Source organism: Pseudoalteromonas sp. 3D05, assembly GCF_002723455.1.
GTDB lineage: Bacteria > Pseudomonadota > Gammaproteobacteria > Enterobacterales > Alteromonadaceae > Pseudoalteromonas.
In genome coordinates, this window is the sequence record NZ_PDUS01000005.1 from 1 (window position 1) to 15,175 (window position 15,175).

Annotated in this window: 12 protein-coding genes; 8 read left to right on the forward strand and 4 right to left on the reverse strand. The window is 41.2% G+C overall.

The window, feature by feature from the left end:
- The 4 genes from CSC79_RS20185 to creD all read left to right on the forward strand — a co-directional run.
- Positions 1-192 (forward strand): hypothetical protein (locus tag CSC79_RS20185; RefSeq protein WP_237113977.1); only part of this gene is annotated, 192 nt, incomplete at its 5' end.
- Between the two features lie 249 nt (positions 193-441).
- Positions 442-1,122, forward strand: a complete 681-nt coding sequence (locus tag CSC79_RS06745; RefSeq protein ID WP_099295079.1) for a response regulator — start codon at positions 442-444, stop codon at positions 1,120-1,122.
- Complete coding sequence (gene creC / locus CSC79_RS06750; RefSeq protein ID WP_099295080.1) at positions 1,109-2,590, forward strand: two-component system sensor histidine kinase CreC; 1,482 nt, start codon at positions 1,109-1,111, stop codon at positions 2,588-2,590. The genes CSC79_RS06745 and creC overlap by 14 nt, the downstream gene beginning before the upstream one ends.
- A 77-nt stretch (positions 2,591-2,667) precedes the next feature.
- On the forward strand, positions 2,668-3,972 hold the full coding sequence (creD, locus tag CSC79_RS06755) for a cell envelope integrity protein CreD (RefSeq protein WP_099295081.1): 1,305 nt from the start codon (positions 2,668-2,670) through the stop codon (positions 3,970-3,972).
- Between the two features lie 47 nt (positions 3,973-4,019).
- On the opposite strand, the gene CSC79_RS06760 is transcribed toward creD, so the two are convergent.
- Both CSC79_RS06760 and CSC79_RS06765 read right to left on the reverse strand, forming a co-directional pair.
- Entirely contained in the window at positions 4,020-5,297 is a 1,278-nt protein-coding gene (locus tag CSC79_RS06760; protein WP_099295082.1) for a LysM peptidoglycan-binding domain-containing protein, read from the reverse strand.
- Between the two features lie 66 nt (positions 5,298-5,363).
- Positions 5,364-6,227 (reverse strand): LytTR family DNA-binding domain-containing protein, encoded by an 864-nt coding sequence (locus tag CSC79_RS06765; RefSeq protein WP_099295273.1) that lies wholly within the window; start codon positions 6,225-6,227, stop codon positions 5,364-5,366.
- A 184-nt stretch (positions 6,228-6,411) separates the two neighbouring features.
- Here CSC79_RS06765 and CSC79_RS06770 point away from each other — a divergent pair, with 184 nt between their 5' ends.
- Positions 6,412-7,692, forward strand: a complete 1,281-nt coding sequence (locus CSC79_RS06770; RefSeq protein ID WP_099295083.1) for an acyltransferase — start codon at positions 6,412-6,414, stop codon at positions 7,690-7,692.
- A gap of 129 nt (positions 7,693-7,821) precedes the next feature.
- On the opposite strand, the gene CSC79_RS06775 is transcribed toward CSC79_RS06770, so the two are convergent.
- Together CSC79_RS06775 and CSC79_RS06780 are read right to left on the reverse strand one after the other, a co-directional pair.
- Complete coding sequence (locus CSC79_RS06775) at positions 7,822-9,138, reverse strand: ATP-binding protein (RefSeq protein WP_099295084.1); 1,317 nt, start codon at positions 9,136-9,138, stop codon at positions 7,822-7,824.
- A gap of 2 nt (positions 9,139-9,140) precedes the next feature.
- The gene (locus tag CSC79_RS06780) at positions 9,141-10,559 is read right to left on the reverse strand and encodes a sigma-54 dependent transcriptional regulator (protein ID WP_099295085.1); all 1,419 of its coding nucleotides are present in this window, start codon (positions 10,557-10,559) and stop codon (positions 9,141-9,143) included.
- A gap of 226 nt (positions 10,560-10,785) precedes the next feature.
- Between CSC79_RS06780 and CSC79_RS06785 the strand changes: the two genes are divergently transcribed.
- Genes CSC79_RS06785 through CSC79_RS06795 form a run of 3 tightly spaced genes read left to right on the forward strand, consistent with a single transcriptional unit; the run spans position 10,786 to position 15,153 of the window.
- A complete protein-coding gene (locus tag CSC79_RS06785) occupies positions 10,786-12,039 on the forward strand; it encodes an efflux RND transporter periplasmic adaptor subunit (protein WP_099295086.1) in 1,254 nt (417 codons plus the stop codon).
- A gap of 11 nt (positions 12,040-12,050) precedes the next feature.
- Complete coding sequence (locus tag CSC79_RS06790; protein ID WP_054454271.1) at positions 12,051-12,755, forward strand: ABC transporter ATP-binding protein; 705 nt, start codon at positions 12,051-12,053, stop codon at positions 12,753-12,755.
- Position 12,756: 1 nt separating this feature from the next.
- Positions 12,757-15,153 (forward strand): ABC transporter permease, encoded by a 2,397-nt coding sequence (locus CSC79_RS06795; RefSeq protein WP_099295087.1) that lies wholly within the window; start codon positions 12,757-12,759, stop codon positions 15,151-15,153.
- The last annotated feature ends 22 nt before the right edge of the window (positions 15,154-15,175 follow it).

The window sequence follows — 15,175 nt, forward strand, 5'->3', positions numbered from 1 at the left end:
CTGCGTAGCGCACCATGGCTCCAAATAAGAGAAACCCGTTACAGCAATGTGACGGGTTTTTTGTTGTCTGAAAGAAAGTGCAGTAGCGACCCTCACAGCGTCAACCTATACACCGTAGCGTGGGTTGAGTATTTGACACCCACGGATAAGAAAACGCGACGAGCACTTCAGAGCCCGGTTAGTCATTATTAAAGAATATCAATCATACGTTGCATATGAAGTAGGTCATCCTACTGCGTAGCGCACCATGGCTTTTTGTATCTGCAGAGAAGTGAAATAGCTAGAGGATCTTAGGCTGTTAAACTTTTCACCTCGATTTTAAATAAAGCGTCTAACCACTTCATTGTGCTCAAAGAGCATCTTTATAAAGGATATTGACTGACTTGTTACTTACTGTAACTATAAGCGTGTTTATTAGGTTGTAGTAAAGGAATAAGTTGCATGGCAACGGCGCAGATAGTGATCATTGAAGACGAAAAAGCGATTGCAGACACCTTGATTCATACGCTCGAGATGGATGGCTTTAGCGTCGTTTGGTTCGATACCGCAGGGGCTGGTCTTAGTTATATTAAAGCTACACAGATAGATTTACTGATTTTAGACGTTGGTTTACCTGATGCAAATGGTTTTGAGCTATGTAAGCAAGTTCGCGAATTTTCTTCTTTACCCATCATCTTCTTAACGGCGCGTAACGATGAAATCGATCGCGTTGTTGGATTAGAGATTGGCGCAGATGACTATGTCACTAAACCCTTTAGCCCTCGAGAAATGCTTGCTCGCGTTAAACTTCGTTTAAAGCCTTATACTGTCAGAGAAAAAAAAATAAATACTTCTACTGAGCAATCAGGTCTGTACAGTAATAATTTTGATTACTACTTCAATAACACCCCGTTAAATTTAACGGCTTTAGAGTTTAAATTGCTTGATAAGCTAGTGTTATCCCCTAAGCAGGTATTCTCTCGAGAGCAACTGCTATCATCAGCACAACTATGCCAAGACAGTGTATATAGCCGCAATGTTGATAGTCATATCAAAGCCATTAGAAATAAATTACGCGCTGTATGTCATGAGCCCATGATTCATACTAAGCGAGGCTTTGGTTATTTTTATGAACCTATTTAAACGCTCCACGCATTCATTAGCTCGCTTAAAGCGTTGGCCTAAAATCCCGCTTGGGCTGAGATTGTTTTTGCTTTATTTTATCCTCGTGATACTAACGACTTACTTAGTTAGTTCAACGGTTATGCGCGAGATTAAGCCTACGGTTCGTCAGGTTACCGAGGAAACCTTGGTTGATATGGCTAATTTGCTAGCAGTCATGGCGCGAGATGATCTAGCTCGTGGTACGCTGTCACAAAGCCACTTTACTAATGTGGTTAACTCGTATGGCAGCAGGCAACCAAATGCAAAAATCTGGGGGGTAAATAAACAAGGGACAAATCACCGTATATATATTACGGATGCTGCGGGAATCGTTGTTGTTGATTCTTGGCAGCAAGATATAGGAAAAGATTTTTCACAATGGAATGATGTTTATCTCACATTACGGGGAGAGTACGGTGCTCGCTCAACCGCAACTGCTCAAGATGACCCACTTTCAACCGTCATGCATGTTGCTGCGCCCATAATCGATAATGGTAATATTATTGGGTCAGTCACTGTGGCTAAGCCCAATCGCTCTGTACAACCTTTTATAAACATGTCTAAGTACCGTGTATTAAGTTGGTTAGTCGTGATGAGTATTTTGGCCTTAATGGTTGGAGCATTGATTGCCTGGCGAATCAATGGTGCCTTATATAAGCTGGCAAACTATGCGGATAAAATGGGGCGAGGTGAAAAAGCATCTAAACCAAGGTTTAGGGTTTTCTATGAATATAGCTTGTTAAGTGATGCGCTAGAAAAAATGCGCAATCAGTTAGATGGCAAACGTTACGTTGAGCATTATGTTCAAACACTAACTCATGAATTAAAAAGTCCTCTATCTGCAATCAAAGGTGCAAGCGAGATTTTACAGTCTCCCCTAAGCACAGATAAAAAACAGTTATTTGCAAATAATATTGAGTCTGAAACAGTGAGAATGCAGCAGCTAATTGATAAGCTGCTTACGCTTACCAAATTAGAGCAGCTTCCTGAACTTGAACAGCGAAAGAAGGTGTTTGTAAAACCTTTATTTGAAGCAATTAAAGATTCTTTTATTGCCAGAACCACAACGCAAAATGTACAAGTAGTAATTAGCTGCGACCCTAGCTGTGCGTGTTTAGGAGATGTATTTCTAATTCAACAAGCGCTATACAATATTTTTGATAACGCATTGGACTTTATCAACGAGGGGGGGGAGATTCACATTCAGGTAATACAAGAGTCATCTTATGTTCAAATCTATATTGATAACACGGGGCCTTGTATCCCAGACTATGCCCTTGAACGCATCACAGAACGGTTTTATTCACTACCTAGAGCCAATGGTAAAAAAAGCACTGGATTAGGCCTAAACTTCGTTGAGCAGGTCGTTAAATTACATAAAGGGCAGCTCAACATAAAAAATACTAAAAATGGCGTCCGTGTTCATATAAATATGCCTACTCCATAAAAGCTCCATCTAAGCACCTCAGTAAATCCATATAGCTTCGTTACTCTATGCTTATGTAATAGATGGAGTACATAACAGTGAAACAAAAAATAGAAACCAAACTGATCATAATAATAGGGCTTATCGTGTTGTTATTGATCCCTATCTTTATGATCCAAAACCTAATTGATGAGCGATCAGAATTACAGCAGCAAGTTCAGGCTGATATAGCTAAGAGTAGCAGTGATGAACAGCAGGTTATTGGCCCATTTATTCATGCTCAGTACCTAGAAACAGTTACGGTTGATGGTAAAACGAGCGAGCAATTGATGAATATGACGCTTTTACCTGAATCGCTCAATGTCAGTAGTAATCTAGCAACATTTGAAAAGTATCGTGGTATTTATAAAGCGTTGTTATATCGTTCACAGAACCAATTTGAAGGGCGGTTTAAAACGAGTGCATTAGCTGTCTTAGCGGACAAAAAGATAAAACGCCTCAACCTTATTTTAGCCATTTCTGATATCCGAGGGATAGGACAAGGATCACACATTAATGTTAACGAGCGAAGTTATGAACTACTCCCCGGTACCCAGCTAGATCAGTTACCACAAGGGATTCGTGTAGAGCTTGATTATGAAACCATTCGCAAAAGTGAGGTACTGCCGTATCAAATAGGCTTAAACCTGCAAGGTATGCGTCAACTTTCATTTGCACCGGTTGGTAAAAACAGCTCATTGACAATGCAAGCCGATTGGCCACACCCAAGTTTTGTAGGGGATTACCTGCCTATCGAGTCATCAATTACGGCACAGGACTTTTCTGCGAGTTGGCAAACCAATTACTTTGCGACCAATTTAAAAGAGCTATTTAACCAATGTTTATTTCGTAATGAGTGCACCTTGTTCAAGCAACGTAACATGGGAGTTAATTTAGTCGATAGTGTTAATCACTACCTTAAAAATTATCGAGCAAGTAATTATGCCATCTTGGTTATTGTGCTTATTTTTGCGAGCTTCTTTCTGCTCGAGGTACTGCGTGATGAGCCAATACACCCTGTACAGTATGGTTTTGTCGGGCTTGCTTTAGCGGTATTTTATTTACTACTGATTTCACTTAGTGAGCACTTGGGCTTTAATATTGCGTATTTATTATCGGCGCTTGCATCAGCAATTCTATTGAGTGTTTATGTTGCGGGTATGCTTAAAAATAGCAAACATGGAGGGCTATTCTTATGTGGAGTGTTATTTCTCTATAGTCTTTTATACGGATTACTCAGTGCAGAGGATTACGCATTATTAATGGGCAGTGTACTGGTGTTCGTGGTACTCAGTTTAATAATGATGTTGACGCGCAGAGTAAACTGGTACGGCAGGCACGCGCAAGACGATGAAACAAACTAAAACCACCTAATTGAAAGGGGCTGACAGCTTTGCCAGCCCCCTTTCAATTAGCTATTAGATAAAAACACCGTTAACTTCTCACCTATTTGCAAACGATCTCGCGACAGGTTATTCCATTGTTTTAGCTTGGTAATGCTGACGTTGTAGCGTTTGGCTATTTTCCATAAACTTTCGCCTGACTTTACTAAGTGTTCTACCTGTTGATCTGCCAACATCGGCAGTATTAATTTCTTACCAGCGCGGATGCGATCAGTCTTCAAATTATTAAACGCTTTTAGCTGTTTAACGCTGATTGCATAACGTTTTGCAATCACGCTTAAACTATCCCCCGGTTGAATTGTGTAATGCTGCCATTGGCTGTAATCGTTTTCTTTTTGATTAGCCAACATACTCTTAAATTCGGCTTGTTTACTTGCTGGCACAACAATGTGAGGTGCATCAATGACCGCAGGAAAGCGGATAACGCCATAGTTTAGCCCCTCTAATGACCGCCATTCTTCTTGGTTATCTAAAATAACTGCACTAGAGACGGGTAAGGCTACTATAGTCTGTTGATTGCTGATGGGTGGAAAGACCATTTTATTACTTTTTAAAAGTTGTGCTGCTGCAAGGAGCTTTGGCACATATTGGCTGGTTTGTTTAGGCAGTTTTAAACTAAAAAAGTCGGTGGGCTTACCTTGCTTTTTATTATTATTGATGGCTCTTAACACCCTGCCTTCACCTACATTATAAGCCGCAATTGCGTGGTACCAGTCACCATCAAACCGCTTGTGTAAATATTCCATAAAATCCAACGCAGCTCGGGTACTGTCTATTACGTCTTGACGTCCGTCATACCAAGGGGATATTTGCACTTTAAAATATTTAGCAATAGCAGGCGTTAGTTGCCACAACCCAGAGGCATGTTTATGTGAGTACGCACTGGCATCAAAGTCACTTTCAATCAACGGCATTAATGCCAACTCAATGGGTAACCCGCGTTTTTCGACTTCGTTTACAATATAGTAAAGGTAAGGTTCGGCTCGGCGGCTAATTTCATCCATATAATTTGGATGAGTTAAGTACCATGCAATGCGTTTTTGCACCGCCGGGTGGCTGGAATCAGCAAATGACAGCTGCGCCTTAATGCGACCCCATACATCGTCCAGTGCTTGTGCACTGATTGGTGGAATGTGCTCAACAACCTCTTCGGTCTTATTTTTTACAACGGGAGTTGGCTGCGTTGTAGTTTTTTTAGGCTCAGGGGGTGGTGCGTTGAGCGTGGTTTCACAGCCAGATAAAATAATAACCAGCGGTAGAATGCGGATAAATCGATTTACAAACACGTACTAAACTACTCCGAAAATATAAATGCAGCTAAACTAAAGCCGTTAAGCTTAACATAGGGTGAGCTAAAAATGTGCGGTGGCTGAATTTAAGTATTGTTTAAACTGTTCTTTATAGCGTCGTGACAGGTTTAGCACTTTGCCTGTAGTGAGTTTTACTTCACTATCGCCACTTGCTAATGGCGTGATTGATTCAACCGCGTCTAATCTAATCGCATGAGACCGGTGAATACGGCAAAATCCTTGTGGCTCTAACTGAGTTATAAGTTGTGTCATGGTTGCACGAAAAGGGTAAATTCGAGCGCCAATATGTAGATTTACATAATTGCCATTTGATTCAAGCCAATCTACCTCTGCTACGCGAACAATAAATTCTTTTCCCAGCTTTTTTACCAGTAGCCTGTCTAAGCTTACATGTTCAGCAGTATCTTCGCCTTGACTGATCGGGGCTGCTTCACCTGTTAATTGGCTCACGACATATTGATAGGTTTTAATAACAATAATCAAAAATAAGAATCCCCACAAATCTTTGCGGTATTCATAAAGTAACTCAAACCACACTAACCCAAAGTCATATTGCATACCCTGCACGGTGTAAATTAGTTTGCGGATAGCGACCATAATACCAATATGTAATAACGAAAAAGCAATGCTCGCTACTAAGTACAGTAATATTGAATGAGAGATTTTTTGCCAATTAAAGGGCTTAGCTTTTAGTAACCAAACTAAAGCCGGAAACAATAATAAAGTGCCAATAGCACTCGAGTATTCCCATACAAAGGGCTCCCAGATCATAAAAGGAAGTGCGCCATCACGTTGGGCTTCCATAATGTTTGAGCTGGCATTAATGGTGTTGTTTATAAAAATATAACTACATAAAAATAAAGCCGCGTACCAAGTTTGATAGCGCTGAAAGTGCGATAAAGTGATCATTATTATTGTAACTCTTTAAAAGACCGCAATTAGACTAGCAAGAGAGTGATAAAACACCAAGTTTATATCATCCCTGATATCCACCGTTTATCCCTATTGACTGTTTTATAAGCCTTTTATGATTGCTTAACACGGTGTGTTGTCCATAGTTGTTATTAATTACTCATAAGTTAAATCTTCTATGAATCTTAAAATAGTCATTAAAAATACAACACGTACGCTATTAAAACCTTGGTTAAATGTGTTTAACCAAGGTGAAGAGTTACCATCTCGCCGTTATGATTTAGATTGGCTGAGAGTACTTGCCTTTGGCTTATTAATTTTTTACCACGCTGGCATGTTATACAGTGAAAATTGGGGCTTTCATTTTAAAAGTCAGTACTTATCCAGCGGTATTGAAAACATCATGCTTTTATTGTCGCCATGGCGGATGGGATTAATTTGGTTTATTTCAGGTGTGGCGCTGCGCTTTATTGTTGCGCGCTTTAGTCTAGGTATGTTTTTAACTACGAGAAGTGTAAAAATATTACTGCCTTTATTGTTTGGCATTTGGTTTATTGTGCCTATTCAGCTTTATGCGCAAATGAGCCAAGAAGCCAGTTTAGCTATGGGCTTTTGGCAGTTTTACAGCCAGTTCTTTGATTTAACCAACCCTTTATTCGAGCGCTATCAAGCAGGGATTTGGCCTCATGTCGATGTGAATCACCTTTGGTACTTACGTTCGTTATGGCAATTTACTTTATTGCTGGTGCTAGCAATGCCGCTGCTTCATCACGCTACTGTGCATACAATAATCACGCGTTTATGTGGGCGCTCGTTATTGACTATTTTTATTGTATTGCTATTGCCGCTGTGTATTTTAAAACTGAGCTGGCCGAGTGATACTTTTCGATACCCCATGGGCGCGCTGTTCTTACTTTATGGTTACTTGCTTGCGTGGCAGCCTTCATTTTATAGTCAGCTACTTCGTCATTGGCGAGTGCTATTCGTGGTATTTACGTTTGGTTATATGGTTGTTGTACTGTGTTACAACACGATTTGGCAAAACCCTGCTGCTAGCCAATGGCAAATTACCAGCATGGATATGCTGTATACTGCGCAACGATTAATGGGCGTGTTGTTAATGCTGGCACTAGCACAACGTTTTTTGAATCACGATCACCCTAAACTGGCTTTATTAAACGGTGCAGTATTCCCTTTTTATTTATTGCATCAAAGTGTAATTATTGGCCTTGCGTTTCATTTGTCGAAGCTGCAATTAGGTGGTTTTGTGGAGCCATTACTTATACTCAGCCTCACTTTCATTATTTGTTGGCTGGTGTTTATTGCTGCGCGCCGTATCGACTTATTAAGCCCACTGTTAGGGATTAAAGTCACAGGTAAATATAAAGCATGGCAAGTTAAAGTGGGCTTTGGTTGCGGGCTAATATTGGTAAGCCCGCTGATCTTTAGGTTGATTTAATTATGTGTATTGCAAATTAACTATCGCTGAAACGACGACCTACGAGACATGCCGTGCAATTTTGTAGGTCGTGCTTTAGCGCGAAAGTGCCAATGCTAATGAGTTGTCACCTTAAATAGTGTTCTACACTCAACCAAACACACACCTAAAGCATGCGCCTTGTGGTTTTGGTACATAAATTAAATCGCCACCGTGGTTGAGCATTATTTGCCGAGAGAGGCTAAGGCCAATGCCGGAGCCTTGTTGCTTGGTGGTAAAAAATGGCACGAAGATCATATCTATCACATGCTCACTGATACCTGGGCCGTTGTCGTTGATTTCTATATAAAGTTGCTGGCTAGTGTTTTGCGCCAAGCTGATTTCGATCCTTGGTTGAACGGCTTTCTCTGCGCTGTACTTTTGGTTACTCTGTAGTACTTCAAGTGCATTTTTTATTAAGTTTACTAATACCTGTTCTATTTGGCAGCTATCAAGCATGACTAACTGCTGATTTTTAATCGACAGTTCGATATGGGTGTGTTGAACGCGTGCTTGTTGTTGATGTAAAGCGACAATACGCGTTAGCATATCGGCTAAATTTGCCGGTGTTAAATTGGGTTTAGGTAAGCTGCTAACTTGGCGAAAACGAGCAATAAAATCCCCTAAATGAGCGGTTCTTGATGCTAACGTGTTTAGCGCAAGTTGTAAGTCTTGTTTATCTTCAAGCTCATCAAAACATAGCTCTTGTGGCAGTAAATTGCTACAAGTATCAGCTAGCGATGAAAGTGGCGTAATAGAGTTAGCAATTTCGTGAGTGAGCACTTTAGTTAAGCGTTTATACGCTTGTTGTTCTTTAAGTTGTAACTGGTCGTGAATTGATTGTAGGCTCACTACACGACGAACTTTACCTTGAATTTCGGCGATACTAAGTTGAATTGAGAGAGTGTCGTGCTGCTCGCCATTTTGCCAGTAGGAGGTGCTGCGAAGATTATGACTGGCGTTTAAGATTAACTCACCTACAGCCCCTAACTCATGTAAATGTCGAAAACTCTTCCCCAGTAACTTACTAACGGCTGGGTTTGATTCGATCACCTCGCCGTTGTCATCACATACCATAACAGCTAAATCAACATGGATGAGCAAAGCTTGTAAAAACTGTGCTTGTTGCTCGGCATTAAAACGTGCCGTTTGCATTTGCGTTTTTACTTGTTCAAATTGCTTAAGCATTGGATGTTGTTGACCAAGCCCCAAGGTGCTGTCGCCATTGGCTAAGGCTCGGATCACCATTTCGGCTTGTTTTTGTTGGCGCTTAAACAGCGTAAAAATATGCGCTATTAATGCTGCTGCGACTAGCATTATTAACAATGTCGTCGCTGAAAAACCATGCGTTTGTAATACATAACTAAGCAACGCACTTACACTTATAAGTGTGGTGATACTAAACGAAAGCAATAAATTAGCCCGCATAATTATAGCCCGTACTTTTCAAGGCGGCGGTACATGGCACCGCGGGTTAAACCCAGTGCTTTGGCTGCATGACTCACATTACCTTGATGGTGCTTAAGTGCTGCGCGAACTGTGCGTTGTTCAAGTATGTCTAAATCAAAAGTGTCGTACTGCGCTACATTGTTTAAAACCTCCGTGCTTTGGATTTTCTCGTCAGTACTAACTGATGTTGAATTACCAACCACTGAGCTTATATCGAGTTTATCCCCTTCAGTTAAAATAACCGCACGCTCTATAGCGTGGGCAAGCTCTCGCACATTACCAGGCCACGCGTATTGGCAAAGCGCACTCATATCATCATCGCTAATGGTTAAGCTGCGTTTATATTTTTGCGCAAAGTGTTTTAGGTAGTAATTAGCTAATAATGGAATGTCATCGCTGCGCTCCCGTAATGCCGGAAGGCGAATTTCAACGGTGTTTATCCGATACAATAAATCTTGACGAAAACGCCCCTCTGCGACGGCTTGATCAAGGTTGTCGTTAGTGGCGCAAATAAGGCGGATATCAATATCAACGGCTTTACTGCTGCCAACGGGCGTTATTTGTCTATTTTGCAGTGCAGCCAGTAATTTGGCTTGATGCTCTAGGGGTAAATTACCCAGTTCATCTAAAAATAAACTGCCACCGTGGGCAAGCTCAAATTTACCAATGCGATCGGCTTTAGCATCAGTAAACGCGCCTTTTTTGTGGCCGAATAGTTCACTTTCAAATAAATTCTGCGCTACTGCACCCATATCTAAACTCATAAAGGTTTGATTGTGGCGCATACTTGCTTGATGAATGGCATGCGCGGTCAACTCCTTCCCTGTGCCACTTTCACCGGTTATTAATATGTTGGCATCAGTTTGAGCTGCTTTTTCTATGGTGCTAAACACCTGCTGCATCGCATTGCTTTGACCTAAGAACTCAAAATTGGGCGTGTTTAAGGCTTGGTTTAACCCTTGTTTTTGCCGCGTTAATTTGCCCACTTGCTGTTTGTCTTTGGCGTGTGAAAATGCAGCGGCGACTGCGCCAAGTAATTGCTCGTTTTGCCAAGGCTTGGCAATAAAATCAGAGGCCCCCGCTTTAATTGCATCTACGGCTAATTGAATATCGCCGTAAGCGGTCATTAATAAAACAACGATATTAGCGTCTTGTTCGATAATTTTTTTCAACCAATAAAAGCCTTCTTTGCCACTGATTGAGTCTTGGGTAAAGTTCATATCAAGCAGTATTACGTCAACGGGCTGCTCGAGCTTGCGTTGCTCGTTAATGATGCCTGCAATGTCAAATGGATTGTCTGTGGTTTTAACACTTTGATAATGCTGCTTTAGCAATAAACGTGCTGCAATGAGAATGTCTGGGTTGTCATCAACAATTAGAAGAGAGCCTGTGTGTTTCATGTTTTTTATTCTTATAGAGTTTTATTTAGCCTAAAACAAAAAGGGGGCAGTGTCCATAAATGGACGTTCATAAGATAACAAAGTGTTCTATAAACGGACACTATAATTAGTTCAAAAACTTAATTTGTAATTAAGCGGTTGATTTTATTGGTTAATTAAAGTTGGCACACGCTTTGTAATAACAATAGGTAATTAGTTAAATTAAACCTGTATCAAGGTAGTCGACATGGACAAAAAAATAGAACGCTCATTTACGCAAAAGTATTTTAAAAAGTTTACTTTTGCAGCTCTTACTTTAGGTGTTGCTGCGGCTGCATATGGTTTTACGCAAAGCAGTGATACAGGCCGTAGCCAAAATATCGAGCGTAGTGGTTTAACGGTTAGCACGGTTAAACAAGGTGCCTTTAAAGATGCCTTAAGCTTACGCGGTCAAGTTGTGCCAAAAACCAGTATTTATCTCGATACCATTGCTGGTGGTCAAGTGGAAGAGCGATTAGTCGAGCAAGGTGAATATGTTGAGAAAGGCCAACCACTCGTGCGCTTAAGCAACACTAACTTACAACTTGATGTAATGAGCCGTGAAGCACAAGTTACCGAGCAGCTTAACTTTTTACGTAATACGCAGATGATGATGGAAACCAGCCGGTTAAACTTACGCCGCGACTTATTAGAAATCGAATTAAAAATAACTCATTTAACACGTCGATTAAAACAAACTAAACCTCTGGTTAAAAGTGGCGTATTGGCGCAAGACCAACTAGCTGAGCTCGAAGAAGATTTAAATTATTACCAAGCCCGTAAAGAGCTCACCCTTGAGCGTCAAAAACAAGAAAATTCAATCCGTGAAGTGCAAGTGGCGCAGTTGTCAGACAGCGCTAAAATGCTCGAAAAAAATCTGCAATTTGCGCGTCGAAATCTCGACAACTTATTAATCAAAGCACCGGTATCGGGTTATTTAAGCGAGCTTGATGTGGAAATTGGCGAATCTAAAAACAGTGGTGCGCGGTTAGGCCAAATAGATATTCCTAATGAATATAAATTAGTGGTGCGCATGGATGAATTTTATTTAAACCAAGTACAGCGTGACATGGCGGTAATGATTGAGCTTGAAAGCGGCACGGTGAATGCAAAAGTGAGCAAAATCGATAGCCGCGTACAGCAGTCACAATTTCAAGTAGAAGTGGACCTACCCAGTAACACTAAAAGCATTAAGCGCGGCCAAAGCATTGATATTGAGTTAATGCTAGGGGATGACAATAACAATGCCTTACTGCTTAAACGCGGGGCTTTTTTTACTAACTCGGGCGGTAACTGGGTTTATGTAATCGAACAAGGCGGTGATAAAGCAGTGCGCCGTGATATCCGCCTAGGCAAAAAGAATCAACACTATTTTGAAGTGCTTGAAGGGCTCAATGCTGGGGATCAAGTAATTACCTCAAGCTACAGCAACTTTGACAAAGCACAGCAATTACAATTTTAAGGATAATAACAATGATCAAACTAACTAATTTAAGCCGCGTATTTCGTACTCAAGATGTTGAAACAACAGCGCTAAGCAATATCAACTTAACTGTAAACGAAGGCGATTTTTTAGCGATAATGGGGCCATCTGGCTGTGGTAAGTCAACGCTGCTTTCTATTTTGGGTATGCTTGATTCACCGACCTCAGGCAACTTTGATTTTGCGGGAACTGACATTGCAGGCTATAGCGAAAAGCAACTAGCAGAGCTACGTAAAGAATCAATTGGCTTTGTATTTCAAAGCTTTAACTTGATTGATGAGCTAACAGTTTATGAAAACGTAGAGTTGCCATTGCAGTATCAAAAAATATCAAAAAGTGAGCGTAAGCAACGCGTAGAAACCATTTTAAAGCGCGTGGGTATTGATCACCGCGGCGAGCATCTACCACAGCAACTGTCGGGTGGTCAGCAGCAGCGGGTAGCCGTTGCGCGTGCATTAGTGATTAATCCCAAGCTAATTTTAGCCGATGAGCCAACCGGTAACCTCGATTCTAAAAACGGTGATGAAGTGATGGCGATGCTACGCGAATTAAACCGCGAGGGCACCACGGTTATTATGGTGACTCACTCAGAAAAAGAGGGTGCCTATGCTGATCGCTTAGTGCGCCTATTGGATGGCCAAGTGATGCTTGATAAAGCAAATATTGCGCAGCAAGCCGTTGTTGAGGTTGCTTAATATGTTTATTAATTATTTAGTCACTGCTTTAAGATCATTTAAGCAACAAAAACAGCATTTTATCCTAAACCTTTTAGGGCTAAGTATCGGCTTAGCTGCGGCAATTTTAGTGGCACTGTTTGCACAAAACGAGTTGTCATACGATAGTCAGCAACCTCACGCTGAACGTGTTTACCGTGTAGGCCAAGATTACTCAAAGTTAGGGTTATCAGTTATTCCTATTTTCAATTATTCTCAAGCGGCAAAAGCCACTGAATATAGCCAAGTAGAAGAAGTGTTTGGTTTGACGATGGTATCGCTGACTCGAGAAGCTATGGTTGACGTGCAGTACCGGGATCAGGGTTTTAAACTTAATGACTTGTATGGGGCAACGCCAAATATTGAGAACTTTATCAATATAAACACATTGGCAGGGGATTTAAAAAATGCAATGAGTACACCTGAGAGCTTGGCTCTAAGTGAATCTGAAGCACTGCGAATTTTCGGTACAATAAATGTTATTGGTAACACGCTACAGCACGAACAAGGGCAATATACTGTACGGGCGGTGTTTGCAGATTTACCAAGCAATACTCACTTTGCATTTAAAAACCTCGTATATGTAAAACATGATCCAAATAACCTGATGGTTAATAGCAGTTATGTTTATATGCGTTTGGCGCCGCAAGCAGATCCAAAAGCACTCGCTGATACATTGTCTAAACAGTACTTCAATGGGCAAATGGCGGGTCAAGTTGCCATTGAGTTACACCCATTACTAGACTTACATTTAACAGCAAAATCGCCATTTGAAATGAAAGCAGGCGGCGCAAAGCAAGTTGTAACGATTTGTGCAGGGTTGAGCGTGTTACTTATTTTGATTGCTGGCTTTAACTTTATCAATATGACGGTGGCACAGTCTGCAAAGCGCGCCAAAGAAGTAGGGGTGCGCAAAGCACTTGGCGCAAGTAAGCTGCAGTTAGTAACACAGTTTTTAGCTGAATCTACTTTGGTTGCTCTATTGTCGATGATTATTGCCTGTGTGTTAGTGGAACTGTTATTGCCAAGCTTTAACCAGCTGGTCGATCGTGAACTGATAGTGAGTTATTTTTCAGCCTTTGGTTTGGGCATTATGGCTGTTGTTATTGCTGTAGGCATACTTGCAGGTTTGTACCCGGCATTGTTTATCTCATCATTTAGCGCAAAACGAGTGTTAAGTGGCGATTTACAACGCGGTAATACGGCCATTTGGGTACGTAAATGTTTATTGACCTTGCAAGCATCATTAGCAATCGGTTTGATCATTGCATCGGTTACGTTGTTAAAACAATTATCTCACTTACAAAGTCTTCCTTTAGGCTATCAAACGCAGCAACGCTTAGTGGTTTCAGAGTTGCCGGTGCAATCGGTATTTACGCAGCAGCCTAGCGCACTAATTAATCGCTTGACGGCTATAGATGGTGTAGAGCAAGCAACGATTATTGATACTCGTTTAACCGTTTCAATTAATAATACATTACAGCCTACTTGGCCCAATGGTGAATTTTCAGGTGGAATAACCCCTGTGATAGGTTCTGGTTTTGATGTTGTAAAAGGGCTAGGCCTTACGCTAATTGCTGGTAGAGACTTTAGCCGTGAGTTTTCCTCAGACTGGGCGACGCGAGCAAACGGGGTTACAACAGTAGGTACAATTATTACAGAAACCGTTGCCAAGCAGGCTGGTTATAGCAATGTGGCTGATATTGTTGGACAAAAAATTAAAGACACAGGGCGTAATGTGGATATGCAAGTTGTTGGTGTTGTAAAAGATGTAAAGGTTGGTAATGCACAAGATGCGAATTCTAACATTATGTTTTTATGTGGTTATAACTATTTAACACCAGTATCTGAAGTAATTTTAACCGTGAACGTGCAAAACCTCCCTGCTATAAAACAAGCAGTGATCACAGCTTTAGCTGAAGTGTCTAATATTTATGAGCCAAAAATAAACCTGCTAGCTGAAAACTATAAAGCGGTATTAAAAGGTGATGAGCGTGTTTCTCTTGTCGTACTTATATTTACTGGCCTTGCAGTGTTCTTAACTTGCTTAGGTACTTTTGGTTTAGCTTCATTTGCCACGATTCGTCGCCAAAAAGAAGTCGCTGTACGCAAAGTGCTTGGCGCATCACGCATCAGTATTATGAATCTACTGGCAAAAGAGTTTTTAATTTTAGTGCTTGGCAGTGTGGCCATAGCATACCCGCTAACTTATTGGCTGGTGGGTGACTGGCTCGCAAACTTTAACGAGCGGGTTGATCAAGCGCTATGGGTTTATTTGGTTGCAGCTTTGAGTGTTGCTGCGATCACTTGGCTGACGGTTGCAAGCATCGCCTTTAAAGCCGCCAGTACGAGGCCATCGCTGACGTTACGTTATGAGTAAGTAAAATTTATTAGCCAAAACC